An 18,518-nucleotide genomic window follows, 5' to 3' on the forward strand; every position below is an offset into this window, starting at 1 on the left:
CCTGCCCTCCTCTTTCCTAGTTCGGTTGGGCGGAGGGGACATTATACACCTCCGCCTGCGTTCCGCGGAAAACGCGGACCGAAACAACTTTGCCCGGCTCTTGCTTGGTGCCCGTCGCCGCAGGAACTCCGAGCGTTTTCCTGACCAGTTCGATGTAGGAGGGCGGCCCCGACACCGAGACGACGTCATCTTGCCTGGAGACCTTGGTCGGAAACCTCGGATCGATGACGCCCAGCCGCGAAAGCCGATCTTCCGCGCCGGCGGCCGTGTTGGCATCGAGCGGGATCAGTTCGGTCTGGATTTCAGCTTCGGTGGCGACGTTCATGACGATACCGTCGAAATGCCAGACCAGACCGTATCGATTGCAAATATCTTCCAGAAATTCGCGCGCCGTTCCAACTTGCATACCGGCGCTCAAACGTCCCTTAACGAGCTTGCTGACGCGCATCGGCACCCGCATGTTGCGGCCAAGCTCGGCGAGCGCATCCGTCACCGACTGGTCGATGGTGATATATTTGTAGGGGCCCGCGGGCCAGCGCGGCTCGGCGGCGTTCGCCTGCGAAGCAGCAAGCGTGAACAGCAGGATCACACCAGCCATGAAGGCAGCGTTGGCTCCCGATAACCGGTCCACGAGGCAGGTAACGCGACCCGTCAAAATTGATCCTATCACGGACGCGCGGAGCTAGCCCGCGTCGCCCGTCTCATGGGTTACCCGCCAATTTCCACCCTATCGCGTGCGTTGCTAAAATGGAAGTCCAATTGGATTGAACTCACGTAGTTAGTTCCAAATGTTGCGGTCAGTGAGCAAAGCGATATGGTGCGGGCTGGAATCGGGCAGCGAAGGCTCGCGGGCGCTGGTTTGTTGCTCGGATTTGAAGGGATCAGCCCAGGTGGCGGCACGCAAGAACCTGCTCTTGAGCCTGAATGGTCCGACCGGCATTGCTTGGCAATGGCCCCTGATCGGGGAGCGGCTCGGCAAGGGCTTGGGTGAATCGGTTCTGGTCGCTGCCACGTTGACTGCCGCGATGGCGCCGGCGCAAGGTCAATCGAACAGCGGCTACGACCCGAGAAGCTGGAGCTACGATCAAGCCCGAAATGTGCTTGTCTCGCCATCCGCCCCCGGCCAGGCCTCGGATGGCGAAATACGGCCGGCATGGTCGGCAATACCGAGGGAGATCGTCGATTTCGCTGAGACGCAACCGAAGGGATCAATCGTGATCAACACCAGGGAGCGGCGTCTCTATTACATATTGGGAAACGGCAAGGCGCTGCGATATGCGGTCGGCGTCGGCAAGGAGGGTCTGGAATGGTCCGGTCGCGACACGATTTCGAGCAAGAAGGACTGGCCGGATTGGCGACCACCGGCCGACATGCGGTTCAGGGAAGCATCGAAGGGCCATTTGCTGCCGGCGCGCGTCGCAGGAGGACCGAACAACCCGCTGGGCGCACGCGCGCTCTACATCGGCAACACGCTTTATCGCGTTCATGGCACCAATCAGCCATGGACCGTCGGGCAGGCCAATTCCTCCGGTTGCATTCGAATGACCAATGAAGACGTTATCGACCTATATGACCGAGTGAAGATCGGCGCCCAGATTATTGTCCGGCATTGAATCGTGATCCCTTTCAACATCAAGCAGCTTGAAACCTTTCTCCTGGTGGCGACTTTCGGAAGCTTCCGAAAGGCTGCGGAACGCTTGAACACAACGCAGCCGGCGGTATCGACCCGGATAGCCAGTCTGGAAGAAGCGCTCGGCGCCAAGCTGTTCGAAAGGCAGAGCAGCACCGTAAGGCTGACCGCCGAGGGACAAAGGCTGCTGCCGCCGGCGCAGCGGGTCCTGCGTGTCGCCGAACGGCTGCAATTGACCGCAAGCTCCCTTTCGGAAACAGCGGGCGTGCTCAGGCTCGGGGTTGCCGAGACCATCGTGCACACCTGGCTGGCGGATTTCCTTAAGGAATTGCAGGCGAACTATCCGCTCGTCGATACCGACATCGTCGTCGACACGACGACGACGCTGCGCAATGAGCTCATGTCCCACCGGCTTGATCTTGCGGTGCTGATGGGTCCCATTCAGGAATACAGCATCGAGAATATAGAGCTGCCCTCCTTTCCGCTCGTATGGGTCTGCTCGCCGTCCTTGAAATTGCCCAATCGAGGCAAGCTGACGCTAAGCGACCTGATGCAATTTCCGATTATCAGCTATGCGCGCACGACGAGACCCTACAGCGAACTTTACCGCAAGCTGACCGGTGAGCTTGAAGCGACGCCGCGTATCTTTCCGGCCAATTCGCTGGCCGCCTCCATCACGATGACGCTGAACGGGATCGGTATCGCCTCCCTCCCCAGGGAAGTCGTTCAGGATCATACTGCCAGCGGCTCGCTGCGCATCGTCGATTGCGAATGGCATCCCTCCGACCTGCGGTTCACCGCTTCATACTCCTCCGAACCGTCCAATCCGATAGCGGAGCGTGCGGCAAAGCTGGCCGGCTGCATCGCACATGCATTCGCCGCAAGAATCGGCAAGGCCCAACCTGCCGATTAGAACCCGCGCCGTCTCAGCCAACCGCCGCAATCGGCAGGTAGATGCGGTCGCCGGAGAAAATCATATCCGGGCTTAGAATATGATCCATGTTCAGCACCACCGTATCGGCAACATCGGCTGAATGCGCCTTGGCGATCAGGCGGATGCTGTCACCGTTCCTGACCTCGACCCACTGATAGCCGTCCTTCTCCAGTGTCGGGTTCGTGCGGCCCTGCGGATTGCTGCTGCCTTCGGGATGAACCTCGACATAGTTGCCGGAAGCCCAGCCGCTGTGCATTTTGCCATCCGTTCCGAAACCTTCGACGGCTATCCAGGCCTTTCCCGACGGGTCGGTCGAAGGCCTCGCGGTCTGTTCGACGAATGAGCCGGGTCGCAGCACCGTCACCACGGCGGCGTCGCCCTCGGGCTGGCTCCGCAAATTCAGGCCATCGTCCGCCGACACCACAAGTTGCGGGAAATGTTCGGGCGGGGTCTTCGGTTCGTCTGGGACATCCGGGTGATCGTCGGGCTGCTGGGAGGACGCATCGCCATCCGGCTTGTTCGGATCGGGCGGGGCGACCGTCTTGGGGTCCCAAGGTTGGGCGAGCAGCGAGTCCAGTGAGAAGAGAAGCATTCCGATGCCGAAAGTGATGCCCAGCGTCCAGCGATCCCATGCAGCCCATTTCTTGTCGGACTTCGCAGCGGCCGCGATATCGGCATCGGTTCGCGGCACCGAACGGCGGTTCATCCGGTCCGTCCTTATCGCCGACGCCCAGAACTCCGCGCAGCCGAACGTGAACATGGTGCCGGCGACCGTGGCGATCGGCGCCGGCCAGGAGTGAAGTGTATAGACAGCGCAGCCGAGCACATAACCGGGGCCAGCCAGATGCTCGGCCAGGTTCCGGATCACCGGCCTGCCGGTGAACGACTGCAGCATTGACTTCGTGCCATAGACGACGTTGCCGAGCGAGAACGTGCTGTTGACGACAAGATCCTTGCCCTGGACCATTCCGGTCGCGGCCCCTGGCGCCGCGGCAATGAACGTGGCGCCGCCAAGCGCATTGAGGAACCGCCCGAACGGCCTGTGGCTTGCCGTCGCGTTGGGAAAGATCGCCTGCGTGCCGAACACGAAGCCCCGCACGCCAAACGCAACCGCTCCGGCGGTGGCGGTCCAGGTCGGAGGCAACGAGCTCCACAGCACGTAGGATGTGGTCGACATGCCGCCAAAGGTGGCGAGAGCCTGAGCGTTTTCGCGCATCCTGGCGTGGCTCAGCGCCAGATCGACGCCGGCCGCCTGATCCGGCGTCAGCGCCTTTTTATGGGTAGCCCGAAAGGTTGTCAGCTGCAGCACGGAAAGCGCATTCGTCTGCTCCGTCGACATCCAGGTAAACTGCGTGGGCGTGAACTTGCGCAACTGGCCGGGGCTCAGTTCGCCAAGCTGCTTCGGCGTCAGGGCGCCGATCTGTTGCCTGGTCAGCGCCTCGATCTGATGAACGGTCAGGGTCCCTAGCTGCTCACGCGTCAGCGCCGATATATGGTCCGGCGACAGCTTTGCCGTTGTCGCGGGATTGCGTGCCGCGACAAGGTCGGGATTGAACGCCGCGAACTGCGTCCCATCGAGATGGCCGAACTGGGCAGGTCTCATGGCCGCGAACTGTTCCGACGTAAAGGCGTTGCGCTGCTCATCGCTGAGCTTGGCGATCTGGTCAGGCGTCAGCTTGCGCACTTGCTCCAAGGTCAAGGCAGCGAGCTGCTCGGGCGAGAAGGCGGCAACCTGATCCGGTCGCAAGCCGCTGATGCGGCCAGGCGCAATGGCCTGTAATCTGCTTGGCCTGATCGCCTGGAGCTGTTCGCTGCTCAGCGCCCGCAACTGCTTCGGCCGCAGCGCCGCAAGTTGATCAATCGTCAGTTGCCCGATCTGCTCTGGGCTCAGTGTGGCAACCTGCTCGGGCGTCAGCTTGGCGATGTGCTCCGGCTTGATGGCGTGCAACTGCGCCCCGGTCAGCCCTGAAATCTGATCGGTGGAAAATGCTCTGACTTCCGGCCCGGTCGGCGCCCGTACCGGTTGGGCATGTCCCGGTTGCGCTGCGGAACTCGCCGGAAGCTCAAGGCTGACGATCCTTCCGCTTGCCGGGTCAAAAACCGCCCTGCCGTCGTCGGACACGGGCGGCCAAGTGACGCTCGGCGAGGACGTTTCGGCCGAAGTGTCCACCACCTGCGGCGTTTCGTTGGCCGTCACGGATGGCGTCTCGTCGACCACCGCTTCGGTTACCGGCGCCTCCGTCGGAGCGCCGACATCCCAGAATTCGTCGGCTGGCCGCAAGATGATCTGCGGGCGTTTCGGCGTCGATGCGCCTGGAGCAACGGCATCCTCGTTGCGGGTAAATCCGCTGACGAAGGTGCCGTCTGGGCCCATCATCCGCCAACCATGGACCTCGCCCCACGGTATGCTGCCGTCGACTGCGGTCTCGTCGACACGGGCCATCCTGTCGCCGACAGGCCGGCCCATCGCCTCGAACTCGGTCGGTACGTGGAGGCGCGGCCGGCTCGGATTCAATGTGTAGAGATAGGTGTAGCCTTGCTGGCGCGCGGCCCGCGACTCCTCCGAGACGAAGGCCTTCGCCCCTGAGACCGACTGGCTCGTGCCAACGAAACGGCCATGGGTATTGCCCATGACATAATTGCTCAGCGCGATGCCTTGCGGGTTGTCCACCCAGATCCCTGTCGGCAGCGGCGGCGAGAAGCCTCCCGCGTCCCTGATCTCGCCCGGCGAGCGCGTGTCGGCGCGGAAAACATAGGGGCCGACATTGCCGCGCAACGGTCGGCCGGCATTGCTTGCTCCCTCGTCTACACCAGCGGGCTGATCGCCCTCTTCCGGACGATCCAGGCTTCCCGGCACGTGTTCGTCGGAAGCACCGCGTATCCAGGGCAGCACCACAGCTTCGCCCGTACTGGGGTCGTACACCAGTATGTGCGTCTTGTCCGCTAGCTCCGGGGCGTCGCCCCACGCCCGTGGACCGTCGGAAGGCGGAACATAGACCCGTTCCGGTCCCCTTGGCTCGGTGCCCAGCATCGCCGCCGTGATCACCTTGCCGCTCTCGTCTTCGAGCTGGATAGTTCGGCCCGAACTGCTTTTGGTCGCCGCGGACTGGGATGGTGAAGTTGCAGCGGCAGGTTTGTTGTGTCCGAAGATGTTGCCGACGATCCCGGCATCATCGAGCGCCCCTTGCAACTCGGGCGAAGGCGGCGCGTCAAGGAAAACCCAGCGCGGTTGATAGCCCGGGTTCTCATCCCGCAGCGCCACATCCTTGTTGATCTGCTCCTGCAATTTCGGCGTGAGCGGCACTTCGCGCATCTGCGCGACACCGTTGATCGTCGTCCAGCGATGGTAGGTCTTGACCTCGATGGCTTCGATCACGTCGTCGCTCTTGAAGACGGGCGCATCCACATACCGGCCACCCGCGCCTGAGACGGGGTGGGCTCCACCCGGGTTGGCATCGACCGGAAAATGCGCTTCTCCAGGCGACCCATTGAGTTCGCGCGTATAGATCTCGCCGGCCTTCCATTTCTCGGGCTGCCGCATGTTGCGGACCTGTTGCAGCGAATAGGTCGTTGGAGGCGCCGCCTCGATCGCCTTCCTGACCGGCGTTGCCGCCGGCGGCACGGCCTCACCCTCCGGCCGAGTGCCCGGAACATGGTCCTCGGAGGCGCCGCGCATCCATGGCAGGACGGATGCTTCTCCGGTCTCCGGATCGCGGAACAAAATATGCGACTTGTGCATCAACTCCGGTTCGTCGCCACGCGCCGGTGGTCCGTCGGCGGGTGGCACATAGACATTCTCCGCGCTCTTCGGCAGCGGTCCATAACGGGTTGCCGTCACGGACTGCCCGAGCTCGTCCCTGATCTGAATCGGGCCGTTTCGGCGGCTGCCCACCTGCGAGGAGAGGAACGTCAGCACACCGTCGGCAACGTTCTGGCGCATGAAGCCGCCATCGACGATCGACGGGCCGAATTCAGTCCGGAACTGCTCGATCGCGGCGCGCTGATCAGGTCTTGCGTTTTTTTCCAGTCCGCCGAGGAACTGCTCCAGGGAGGCTTTGCCGCCCTTCGGGATGCCTGTCGCCGCGCCGTCATGCGAGGTTTCCACGGTATGGGCAAGCCAGGCCGGGACCGTCAGTTCCTCGGTTTGCCCGTCGGCGCGATCGAAGGTCAGTGTCGCGGTTTCGTTCTTGGCGATCGAAGGAGCCATGCTGGCCGCCTTGGACTTGTACTGGACCCTCACCTCGGCGCTGAAAGTCAGCGCACCCGCGGGCAGAGGATGCGTCGACAGTGAAACCGTGTAGCGCGTGGCCGGGCTGCCATGCGAACCGTAGAGGTTCTTGTAGATGTTGCCGGCGCTCGGCATGTACCGGGACTGAGGCGGTCCGTCGGATTGGAAGCGTGCCGGAAGCCATGATTGTACTGTCGATTTCACCTTGTAGGTCGCGGACGTGACCATCCGGTCGGGATTGAAACCCAGCACGCCCGGCAGGTTGTTGTGATCGTTGAAGATGACGTCGACCAGCATCGCCTCGGGATTTACAACGCGAGCCTTCTCGCCGGTCAGCAAAACGATGTCTGCCCTGGCCGCCTTGCCCGGCACTGCCGAAAGACGCAATCCGCTCAGCGTCGGCTCATCGACCAGAGAAACCGTGTTCGACGGATCGATCTGACCGGCCTTGACGAGGTCACGGATCGAGCGGATGCCATCGCCCTGGCCGATGGCTGCGATCAGTTCGGACGCCTTCGCCGGGTCCTTGACCGCGAACTGGATCTTCAGGCTTGTCGAGCCGAGCGCGGACTGGATCTGGTCGAATGCCTGCGTCGACACTATGTCGCCCGGCTGCAACGTGTCCTTGACAGACAGTTCCGGGCGCCTCTCGAAGCCGACGCGTGGCATCTCGCCCACCGCCGCGACGTGATTGGCTACGATCGGCAGGCGTATGCCGGCCTTGGTCTCGGTCATGACACGATCGAACGGAAGCGCGCCTTGCAGCGTGACATGGCCGGAGCTGTTTTCCGCCGGCACCCCAAAGAAATCATGCTGGCCGGGCGCGAGGGTAGCCTCCTTGCCAGTCAGCGAAGGCGTGTAGATCATCTCGATCACAGTGCCTTCGCCGTCGGGTGTCACCCCGACGATAGCGGCATCGACCGGATTGGCCTCATAGTCGCTGGCATCGTGGAATATCGCCTTGCTCGCCGCCGCCGACAGATCGCTGCTGCGAACCGGGAAGGCCGTCTGGTTGGACACCGGCCACACGCCGGCCTGGAGGCTTGTGATATTCCTGTATTCGCGTGCCCGGTAGGATACGACGCCCTGGGTGCCGAGCGCGTCCTTGAACGGCGTCAGGCTGCGTTGGCTGACGCTGTCGACGATCGACCACCCGATCATGCCGAAATCGGTCTTGGTTCCGACACCGAAGCCAACGGCCGCAATTGTCGGCGAGCCTATCCCGAATGCGTCGCCGGTGTTCAACCGGACCCGGAAGGTGAGGCCGGCGCGGAAGTCCGGCAGTACGTCACGAAGCGGCGTGCGTGGAACCTGGACGCCGTCCGGGCCGTAGCGCTCGGCCATCTCGGCGCTGGAATAATAGCTTTTCTCCTGCTCGTAGCGAGCCACCAGCTGCTCGGCGCCCAGGCCGTCGAGATAGGCCGAGGACGTCTTCGGATCCTTGCCGCTGGTGTAGACGTAGCCGCTCGTGTCGCGTTCGGGCATGCCGGCAAAGCTGCGTGTCTGCGGATCCCAGACCAGGCGTACCGGTCCGTCTTTTCCTGTCGGCTCACCCGGCACCACGATGGGGTCGCCATCAGCGGGATGCGGTGTGCCTTGGGCAGTCGAGCCATCAGAATCGCGGCCCGTCAGTACCGTCGGATCATTGCCGCCGGCGTCATCGCCCTTGATCGCTTCTCCCGGGATCACCGGGTGGCTGGGGTCATGGAAGACCTGCTCTCCCGTCGGCCGGTAAACGCCATCGGCGCCCATTTCATAGATATTCATCGGGCGTCCGGAGGAGCCGGGGCCAAGCGCCGGCGGCGACTGCCTCGGTCCCTTGCCGCCGGGCGGTTGCTTGCCACCGGGCGGCTGCTGATGCGGACCGCCATTGCCCGGCGGCGGGTTGGCGCCGGGGCCGTTGGAGCTCGCCTGTGTTCCCGTTCCTGGCCGCATGGTGCGCAGACCGTGGATGCCGAGCCCCGTGCCGGTGACGCCAGTGCCAAGACCCGTCAGCGCGTTGGCAAGCTGGAGACCGTTCATCTGGTCCCCGTTGGCGGCGAGATCGTACGCGGATGTCGCCAGCAAAGGTGTGCCGACAATCACCGAGCCGACGTCCAGCCCCCACGCCGTCTTGTTCAGTTTGGCGGTCGATTGCATATAGGTGCGGGTTTCTGACGCCAACGCCCAGTTCGACCGTGTCGCGCCTATGCTTCCGGCGAAGGCGCGGGGGCTGGCAGCAAGGCCTGCCAGCAATGACTCGCTCTTCGCCGCCATGCCGATGGTGCGCAGGCCGCTGGAGGCCACGGGGAGAACTGTTGTCGCGGCGCTTGCGATATTCGTGAGCGATTCGGTGTCGTACCACTCGCCACCGTGATCCAGGTGGTTGGCCTCGTTTATAACGGCTCTGGCTCCGAGATAGGCCGCGCCCGTATAGGCCAGCGGCGCGGCGACCGGCGCCGCTGGCGTGAATGACAGGATGGTGGCAATGCCGGTACCGATGCCAACCAGCGGATCGACGACCTTATCCCAGACCGAGACGTTTCGCGCTTTCACCACCTCAAGCGCGATCTTGCCGTCGGCGCCGGCCTTCATCTCCAGGTTTTTGGGAACGACAAGCTTGCCGTTCTCGCCAAACTGACTGTTGTTGTCCTGGAAATCACCAAGGTCATCGAACTTCTTGCCAGTGGCATCGACATATCGGGTGTTGCCGTCCCCGTCGCGCACCGCAAAGAGAGTAACCTGCTGCGTTCCGACCTGGTCGTCGACATAGAAGATCGGCACGCTGCGCACATACGGATTGTTGCCGCCGATATCGCGGATCTCGTCCGTCACATTGTCTATCGCGTCGCGCCCATCATCGGTCGAACTGTCCAGGCCGAGCTTCTTGGCGACCGTTTCATCAAGGGCCGCGCCCGGCTGTTGCCTGAACTCGTTGTCGTAGCCGTTGGCGAGCAACTGCTGGAACCTCGGCTGATACATGCCGTCGAGCGCCTGCGGCTCATGCTTGTCCAGATAGGTCTTGTCGACCGTGGTGTTGTCATCCACCAGCAGCGAAGGCTCGCTGAGCCGAAGCTCATGATAGTCGCTGAAGCCTTGCACCACCCTGCGCAGATCCTCGGCCTGCGATATCTGAAGCCTGACGGCCCCCAGCTTGAGCCTGGCGACCGCGACTTCGGGGTCGACCCAGCGACCGCTGGTATCGTCATCTTCCGTGTCAAGATCGATCCAAACCGCCTTCCCGCCCTTGGTCAGCGCATCGATCCCCGTCTTGGCGTAGTTTTGGGCAACGTCGGGCGCCACCTTGATCTTCTGCCCGCCGACATCGATCTCGACCGGCTGCGCGCCATCGGGTAGCGTGCCCGCGGGAGCATCGACCGTTCCTGGTTTGTGGTTCGTCAGCGCATTGTCGAAATTGGTCTGCAGCGTCGGCAGTTGGGTCTTGAGGTCGGCAATGCTGTTGCCGAGTTGCTTGTCGAGGACGTCGTTCAGGCTCTTTGCCGCCTGTTCCTCGCTGGCCTTTACCGATTGCAGACCATTTGCCGTGCAGACTTTTGCGTTGGCATCGTAGCCGGCCAGAAGCGTCTGCCAGTCCTTGTTGAGTTGGCGATCGCGATATTCGTCCCGGACATTCTTGTCGGTCAGGCTGTAGGTCAGCTGCTGTTCGGTGGTTCCCTCGTCGAAATGGTTGACCACCCAGAGCTGGCCGTCACGGATCTCCAGTGTCGAGCTCTTGTAGTGCCCGAGGTAATCGCCGCTGATGCGATTGTACTTCTCGTCAAAATTAAACTTCTGCTCGCCAAGATACTCGTTGGACAGCTTCTGCTCAAGATCCGTCTGCCGCGCATTGACCTTGGTTGCGTCGGCATGGGCGTCGAAATAGTTCTGGTAGGCCTGAGCCAGTTCGAGTTGGCTGCCTGCCGTCGTCTGTAGGCTCGTGAGCTCCTTGTATTCCTTCGAGTCCTTGGGAACGCCGTTGAGCTCGGCCTGCCCTACCAGGAAGTCGACGGTGAGCTTGTCGCCCTTGCTCAGATGCAGGCCGACCTCGGAAAACAGCTTGTCGACGGCAGAGTGGTCGGCGACGCTTTGATCGCGTTGCGGATGAAGGTCGGGAGTGCCCCGCGCGCTGACTGCCGGCGCGTTCGGATCGCCCAGCGGGGTTAGCGGACCCTGCCCGGCGATGGCGTCCTTAAGGACGCGCCCGGCGTTCTCATATTCGCCGCGGGCATCCCGCGCGTTCTGCAGCAAGGTGTTGGCCTTGGTCAGCCGCTCGCGCGCATCGGCAAGCGTGCCTTTCGGTTTCTGAGCGTTCCATTGCAGGCCGTGCGGCGCCAACGCCTTATTCAGGATGGTCTGCGCGCCACCGACGCCATCCTTGTAGGCGGGATCGAGCATATCGACGTTGAGCTGCTCCTGCTCCTGGCCCGCCAGAGCCCGCGTCTCGGTGACGCGCGACAGCGCGATGTTCTCGTCGATGATGGCCTGAGCAACCTGGGGATCGACCCAGGTCCAGACGCCGTCCATCTTCATCGGCATCCACTTTCCGCCGGAGGGCGCGTTGCCCTGCGGTGGATCGCCGAGTGGATCGACAACCCTGTTCTGTCCGTCAAGCTTGGGCGTGACGGGCTTACCCAGGTGGTATTTGTCGATCAGGTCCTGTTTGTCATGTCCGGCTTTTTGCGCGGCGGCGATCAGGCTGGGCAAGGTCTCCCCGGCCAACAACCCCTCGACGAAGGTCTTCACGACCTGGCTTTCTTTTGCCTCCTTGGCATCGCTGCTGTTGGGGTTTGCCGCCAGCAGTGTCTTGGCCAGCGATTCCTCCGTGCTTCCTGCCTCGATCTGCAGGTCGGTGCCGGTGGTGTTGTTGTGCAACGTCGAGCTGCCATCGGGCTTGGTGGTCAGGGTATAGCCGTTGAAGGTAACCTTCACGGTCGTGCGCGTACCGTTATCGATGGTGACCTTTTCTCCGGTGTCGATGATGTCCGGATCGCGGTGCGAGCTGAAAAGCTCCGGATTCGCGCGCCTGAGATCATCCAGCGTCACGCCATATTGCTGCGCGATAAGGGTCAGGTTGTCGCCCGCCTTGACCTCGTATTCGACAGGCTTGCCGCCATTGATCTTCTCGGTGATCGTCGTCGTCACCCGGCCGTCCTTGTCGGTGACGGTCTTGGTCTCGGTTCCGTTACCATCGACGGATTGCGAGGTTTGCTTGCCGTCAGCCGTGGTGGTGACGGTGCGTACGTCGTGCTGATAGTCGTGGGAGTAGACGGTCTTGTCGCCGCTGCGCGGATCGACGATCTCGACCGACTGCGCGTCGCTGCTGTCGGTGGCCTTGACCTGATAGCCGGCGCCTTCAATCTCGGCGATCACCTGTTGGTCGGTGAGGCCATTTTCCTTTGCGATCTGGTCGATGCTTTTTCCGTCGGCAAGGCCTTGCCTGATGTTCGGCGTGTCGGATCCGCCTGGATCCTGGGCGGGCGCCAATATGGTTTTGCGGCCGTCCGGACCTGTGACCGTGGTCACGGGAAGAGAAGGACCGGCGCCCGGCGTCACGGTTTCCACCGACGCTCCATTGGGCAGCGACGTCCGCTCGGTAACGGTTCCGGTCCCGAGGTCGTCCTCATAGCGCGTCGTTAGGGCGCCGGTGTCTGAATTGTAGCTGGTGGTTTCCTTGCGTCCGAGCCCATCCCGGACCGGCGAGGTGGTCGTCGCGCCGCCGGGCTGTTCCTGGACGGTCGCATAATAGCTGTCGTGCTGGTAATCATAAAATTGCGTGACGGTGCGGCCGCTGGCATCCGTGATTTTCGTCGTCTGCGTGTCGCCGTTCGGCGCGCTTCCATCCGACACGGTCATCCCGCCGGACCTGAGCGCGGCGATAACCTGCTCGCGTGTCATATGGCGGTCAGACGCGATCTGGTCGATGCTTTTGCCTCCGGTGACGTCGTTGACGATATCGCGGGCGGTGTTTGCTGCTGCGGGATCGTCCCTGGTCGGACTCCCATCGAGGTCCACCAGAGTCACGACCGGCGTCGCGAGATTGGTGTTCACGTAGAGTGCCGGCGTCACCGTCGTGCCATTGCCGGATGTGCCATTGCCGGCGTTCGCAACATTGACGCCCGGTGTCGCCGGTGCCGTTGCCGGCTTCGGCTGAAGGGAACTCAATTGCGTGTTTACATGCGCCAGTTCCTGGCGAGCCTGTGCCGCCCAATCGCGCTCGCCCATTCTGTTGGCGAGCCTGATCTGATCGCGCAGTGCCGCCGCCTGCGCCTCCAGCCGTGCTACCTGGGCGGCATCCGCGTTGGCATTGACCTTCTGTGTCTGGAGGGGCGGCTTGGTGAGCGTTATCGGGCGAACCATCTGGACGACCTCCGGAAATCACTGTTGCCGGCAGCCCGGCCGCCGTCACACCCGCCCCGATCGCAGTCTTCCGCTATTATCGAGGGGGCTTCCAATAGATGCCGAAAGCAGCAAGCTGTTCTTCCGACTGTTTCACGCGCTCCGCGGCATCCATTCCGGAGCGCGCCGCCGTCAGCGCCGCCAGGATTTCGACGGCGGCGAATGCCGGCGCCATGCTTCGGAAGAATGATTGCGAATTGGAGGTGACGATGATCGCTTCCCGCGCAATCCGGGTCAGCGGCGACACGCTGCTGTCGGTGATCGCCACCACGCCGACGCCCTGCCGGGCCGACTGGCGCGCCACCTCTATCGTCGTGCGCTCGTACGGCGACATGCCGACGGCAAGGAGCACGTCGCCGCGTCCCGCGTGCTGAAGGGCCTCCAGACCTTGTCCGGCCATCTCGCCGACCAGCATCACCTTGCGGCCGCCGCTATCTGCGAACGACATGATGTCAACGAAATGGCTCGTGACCGGATAAGCCGAGCGTAGGCCGAGGCCGAAAAGATTGCGCGATCCCGCAACGAGGTCGGCGGCTGCGATGAATTGCATGGCGCTACCGTATTCGCCAAGACTTGAGACCTGCGCGGCGAGGGCGTCGGCAACGACGCCGACCGTCGAGAATCCCGAACCGCCGTCCCGTTCGATGCCCTGTCGTGCCGGCAATCCTCCTGTCGTCTCGCGCAGCGCGCGCGCATAAAGGCTGCGCATGTCCTCATAGCCTTCAAGGCCGAGCCACCGCGCCAATCGCATCATCGTACTGTGCGAAACACCGGCCTGCTGGGCCTGCTCGCGCATCGACATCAGCGCCACATCCTTGGGATGATCCAGCACAAAACGCGCCGCGATCCGCAGTTGCGGCGGCATAGTCTCAAACCGTTCGGCCAACAGCTCCGCCAAAGGACCTTTTTCCATTCCCAATCACCCCATTCACCCCATCGCTCAGGCTACTCCGCAAACGCCTCGAACGCAACAGTTGGAACAAAAATAGCTCACATATTCCAAACGGACTTTCATTTTCGATCGCCCTGCCCTAGATTGCGACTGCAAGGTCCTGGACCGCATGCACGAGTCTGGGCTTGCAACCTGAACAGCCCCTCAAGGAGACAATGATGGCTGCCACCCCTCCCATTACATCCGGTTCTGCAGGGTCACCGGAACAAAACCTGGACAAGATGATCAAGCAACAGGAACGCATGTTTAACCTGGAGATCACGAAAGATATCGCGAAATCACAGCATGACATGCTGATGAGCACCGCCAAGACGCTCGGCGAGTCGGCTGAGAAGGCCTGACGCGAAGCATGCTCAAATCTATGCGCCGCCGACAACAACCGGCGGCGCAGTTGCATGGCGGAAGCCCATCGTCCGGCTGCATTTGAAATCGCCATCGGCGGGAGATGAAGTGGCATGACCGCTAGTCCTATCGGCAGATATCTGGACGCTGTGCCGGCGCGTCGGCTGCGATCGATTATCGCCCCGTCGCCGTCATCCGCACAGTCCATCGCGCTCAGCGTAACCCACGGTTTTCATGCCGGCGCTGAACTCAGTCTGGTTGAGGCGCTGTATACGATCGGCTCCAGCACCGAATCTGACATCGTCCTCAGGGATGCCGGCATCGCTCCAATCCACGCCAGGTTGCGGCGCAAGGGCAACCAGTTTGAAATCGAAGCCGTCGGCGGCGATGTTGCACTCCTCACAGGCGAAATCATTCGTCAAGGACAGGGCAGTCGCTGCAGGTTGCCGTTCGTCATCGGTATCGGTGACGCCCGAATCCGGCTGGTCAATCCGGAACGCCCATCGAGCCGGTGGTCGCTCGGCAACCGCTCCATGTTGGTTGCCGGCAGCGTTCTCCTTGCCGTTTTTGCCGTTTCTGTCGCTGCCAACGGGTTCTCGCTCGCCAAGTCAGACATTGGCTCACAGGCATCTTCTCGGGACGATCAACCGGTCAGAATGGCGTTCGCCGGTGAGCGCGGGCAGGAAGTGCTGGACGATTCATCGCCGGCGCAGATTCAAACAGTCGCCGATGCGGAAAGCCAGCTCAAACAACGTCTCGATCAGTCCGGCATAAGCACCGTCACCGTCCAGCGATCGCCCGGGCGCATCGTGGTTTCCGGCGTGATCCCAGATGACAAGAGCGGCGTCTGGACCGAGACCCAATCCTGGTTCGACCAGACCTTCGGCGGTCAAGTTACTCTCGTGTCCAACGTCATGACCGGCAACGCAGTGCAGGCGCCGCGCCTGATGCTGCAGGCGATCTGGTATGGCGACCGGCCCTACGTCATCGCAGCCGACGGCGCACGCTATCACGAAGGCGCATTCACCGATGACGGCTGGACCATCAAACATATCGGCGAGACGGAACTTCTGCTGACCAAGGGCGGCGCCACGGTCGCGCTGAAATATCCGTGAACCGCCGGCTCGAAGGGCCGCGCCTCGATTCGGCGAGGATGGAGACTGCCGGCCGCGACGTGCATCAGGCCGAAGGCGTGCGCGGTCAAACGATCAGCCGGCGACGGATGAATGGCGCCGACAAAGCCGCGAAGGGTGCTCCGGGGACGAAATCGGCCGCTGCCGCCGAGAGGCCTGGGACGGCGGAATTCCAGGCCTCTGGAGAGGCCGCCGGCGAATCGCTGGATGAAATACTCAGCAACTTCGTCATGCCCGCCATTCCGGAGCCGGCCATCTTGCGCCGCTCGGTGCCTATTCTGCAGCATTTCATAGCGAACCTGGTCCCAGACCTTGAGGGCGGCGAGCAACTCAAGACGCTCGCCAGAACGCTGATCGAGGATGAAATCGAACGTCATCGCGACCTGCTTGGCCGCATGCAGGAAGGAATCGAAATCTGACAGACCCGCATGACACCGTCCATCTGCTGCATGTCCTGGGCTATCTCCACGGTTGTCATGGGCAGGCCAAGCGGGGCGCGGCGTACCTGCTTATCGCCGCGCAGCTCTCGCCGGGAAATGCCGGCGTTCTCAGGACACTGGCGCACCTGCTCATACTGGATGGCGAGGCCGAAAAGGCGCTTTCGACGATTGCCAGGCTGGAGACTTTGGAAGGAATGGACCACCCGGTGCTTGCACTGCTGAAGAGTCGGGCCCTGCTCGTTGCCGGGCGCAAAAGCGAGGCGCACAGCGCGTTGCTCAGCTTCCTGTCGCATCGGGCTGCCTGATGACCGCGTCGGAGCGACTTCTGCAATTCCTTGCCAGGCTGTCACGCCGCAGCGACCTGATCATCGCCGTCCTGATGCTGGTTGCAGTGGTGATGATGCTCATTCCCCTGCCGACCTTTCTCGTTGACTTCCTCATCACCGCAAATATCGCCATTAGCGTGCTCATCCTACTGGCGTCGTTTTACGTTTCTCACCCGCTTCAGTTTTCGTCGTTGCCGTCGGTCATCCTCATCGCCACCTTGTTCCGGCTGGCGATCACGATCACGACAACTCGGTTGATCCTGCTGCAGGCCGACGCCGGCGAGATCATCACCGCCTTCGGCACCTTCGTCGTCGGCGGCAGCATCGCGGTCGGCCTCGTTATCTTCCTGATTATCACAGTCGCGCAATTCATCGTGGTAGCGAGGGGTGCGGAACGCGTCGCCGAAGTGGCCGCGCGCTTCACGCTCGATGCGCTGCCGGGCAAGCAGATGAGCATCGATGCCGAGCTGCGCAACGGCGATATCGATCAAGCTGAAGCACGCCGCCTGCGCCAGCAGCTGGAGCGCGAGAGCCAGCTGTTCGGCGCGATGGACGGCGCCATGAAATTCGTCAAGGGCGATGTCATTGCCGGCATAGTCATCATCCTGGTCAACCTGATCGGCGGTTTCGCCGTCGGCACGCTGCAGCACGACATGTCGCTGGGGGACGCGGCCGCGACCTATTCGTTGCTCACCGTGGGCGACGGGCTGGTGGCCCAGATCCCGGCGCTGCTGGTCGCGATCGCCGCCGGCACGATGGTGACTCGCGTCGGCAGCGCGGACGGAACGGGCGACCTTGGCCGGCAGATAACCAGCCAGCTCCTCAGGGACTCGCGAGCACTGGCCCTCGCGGCGGTGATCATGGTTGGCCTTGCCATGGTGCCAGGTTTCCCCTTTATCGTGTTCCTGGCCCTTGGCGCCTGCTTCGGCGCGGGCGCCTATGCAATCAATCGCCGCGACGCCGGTGTTTCCGAACCCCAGGACATCGGCCAGATCGCGGCGCAGGAACAACGCGGTGATTCGGCTTCGCTTTCAGCTATCTCCACCGGAACGCTGACTGCTTCCTACCGCGTCGTCGTGCGCTTCGGAGCCGAACTCGCGGCGGCGGTTCCAGAGCCCGAATTTGCTGCGCTTGCCGACGGCGTTCGCCGCGAACTCTTCGGCGATCTCGGTGTCGACGTGCCGGTCATCGGCATGCAGGCCGACGAGATGCTCTCCCCGCGAAGCATCCGCATCGATCTGGAAGGCGCGCCCATCCTGGACGCCGAAATCCCTGCCGGACGTGTTCTCGTCGAAGCCGACCCAACGCATCTCGATCTGCTCGAGTTGACTTACGAAAAAGCTGCTTCAATCGCCGGCCAGCGCAGGTTCGCGTGGGTCGATGACAGCCAAATATCGATACTGAAAGAAGCGGGCTTCGCTTTCGCCACACCCGCCGAAACCGCGGCCAGATGGACCGCAAATGCACTCCGGCTGTATGCGGGACATTTCGTCGGGATCCAGGAGACGCGCAGGCTTCTGTCGGACATGGAGCCGGACTATGCGGATCTTGTCCGACAGGCGCAGGAGATCGTGCCGCTGCAGAAAATCGCGGAAGTGCTTCGCCGGCTTGTCGGCGAAAACGTGCCGATCCGCAATCTGCGCCTCATCCTCGAAGCGCTGATCGAATGGGGTCAACGCGAACAGGACGTCGTCCTGTTGACGGAGTATGTCCGCACGTCCCTGAAGCGCCAGATCAGCTTCCGTTCCGCCGGCCGCAACAACATCATCGCAGCCTATGTGCTGCAACGCTCCGCCGAGGATATTCTGCGAAACGCGGTGCAAAGCACATCGTCAGGCACGTTCCTGAACCTCTCGGACGACGATGCGCAGGCCTTGGTAAGCGAAGTCGAGCGAGCCCTGTCGCACAATTCCACCGACGCCTCGCCGGTCGTCCTTGCAGCCATGGACGTGCGCCGTCACATGCGCAGCCTGCTCGCCCACAATGCGATCGAGCTTCCGGTCCTGTCCTTCCAGGAACTTGCGCAGGAATTCAACGTCCAGCCGCTGGCCACGATCACCGGCCGCAGCGGAAGAGCCGGCGGGCGCGCCCACGCGCTGCCGTCGGCTCAGGCGAAAGCCTCGCAGGAGACAGTCTCATGACGGCGGCCGGACGAATG

General features: G+C 62.7%; 9 protein-coding genes and 1 pseudogene. 7 read left to right on the forward strand and 3 right to left on the reverse strand.

Annotated elements, in window-relative coordinates; all coding sequences use genetic code 11:
• Positions 1-16 precede the first annotated feature (16 nt).
• Entirely contained in the window at positions 17-598 is a 582-nt protein-coding gene (locus FJV80_RS07395; RefSeq protein WP_246688915.1) for a type III secretion protein, read from the reverse strand.
• 202 nt (positions 599-800) lie between these two features.
• Here FJV80_RS07395 and FJV80_RS07400 point away from each other — a divergent pair, with 202 nt between their 5' ends.
• The 3 genes and pseudogenes from FJV80_RS07400 (at position 801) to FJV80_RS07405 (ending at position 2,543) form a co-directional block, all read left to right on the forward strand.
• Positions 801-1,613: a L,D-transpeptidase gene (locus FJV80_RS07400; RefSeq protein ID WP_348643951.1), complete on the forward strand. Its 813-nt coding sequence runs from the start codon at positions 801-803 to the stop codon at positions 1,611-1,613.
• Between the two features lie 45 nt (positions 1,614-1,658).
• Positions 1,659-1,751, forward strand: a pseudogene (locus FJV80_RS34945) (LysR family transcriptional regulator); the annotation flags it as partial.
• Between the two features lie 111 nt (positions 1,752-1,862).
• The gene (locus FJV80_RS07405) at positions 1,863-2,543 is read left to right on the forward strand and encodes a substrate-binding domain-containing protein (protein WP_246688921.1); all 681 of its coding nucleotides are present in this window, start codon (positions 1,863-1,865) and stop codon (positions 2,541-2,543) included.
• Between the two features lie 13 nt (positions 2,544-2,556).
• Here FJV80_RS07405 and FJV80_RS07410 read toward each other — a convergent pair whose 3' ends face one another.
• Complete coding sequence (locus tag FJV80_RS07410; RefSeq protein WP_142875994.1) at positions 2,557-13,128, reverse strand: LysM peptidoglycan-binding domain-containing protein; 10,572 nt, start codon at positions 13,126-13,128, stop codon at positions 2,557-2,559.
• A 76-nt stretch (positions 13,129-13,204) separates the two neighbouring features.
• Positions 13,205-14,053: a MurR/RpiR family transcriptional regulator gene (locus FJV80_RS07415; protein ID WP_246688916.1), complete on the reverse strand. Its 849-nt coding sequence runs from the start codon at positions 14,051-14,053 to the stop codon at positions 13,205-13,207.
• A 221-nt stretch (positions 14,054-14,274) separates the two neighbouring features.
• On the opposite strand from FJV80_RS07415, the gene FJV80_RS07420 reads away from it, so the two are divergent.
• The 4 genes from FJV80_RS07420 to sctV all read left to right on the forward strand — a co-directional run bounded on the left by FJV80_RS07420 (position 14,275) and on the right by sctV (position 18,501).
• Entirely contained in the window at positions 14,275-14,460 is a 186-nt protein-coding gene (locus tag FJV80_RS07420; protein WP_140541216.1) for a hypothetical protein, read from the forward strand.
• A 114-nt stretch (positions 14,461-14,574) separates the two neighbouring features.
• A complete protein-coding gene (locus tag FJV80_RS07425) occupies positions 14,575-15,576 on the forward strand; it encodes an EscD/YscD/HrpQ family type III secretion system periplasmic domain-containing protein (protein WP_142875996.1) in 1,002 nt (333 codons plus the stop codon).
• Positions 15,577-15,635: 59 nt separating this feature from the next.
• Positions 15,636-16,013 carry a hypothetical protein gene (locus FJV80_RS07430; protein WP_246688917.1) on the forward strand — a complete coding sequence of 126 codons (378 nt, stop codon included), beginning with the start codon at positions 15,636-15,638 and terminating at the stop codon, positions 16,011-16,013.
• 325 nt (positions 16,014-16,338) lie between these two features.
• On the forward strand, positions 16,339-18,501 hold the full coding sequence (sctV, locus tag FJV80_RS07440; protein WP_142875997.1) for a type III secretion system export apparatus subunit SctV: 2,163 nt from the start codon (positions 16,339-16,341) through the stop codon (positions 18,499-18,501).
• The last annotated feature ends 17 nt before the right edge of the window (positions 18,502-18,518 follow it).

This window comes from Mesorhizobium sp. WSM4310 (assembly GCF_007003935.1).
In the GTDB taxonomy this organism is placed as follows: Bacteria; Pseudomonadota; Alphaproteobacteria; order Rhizobiales; family Rhizobiaceae; genus Mesorhizobium.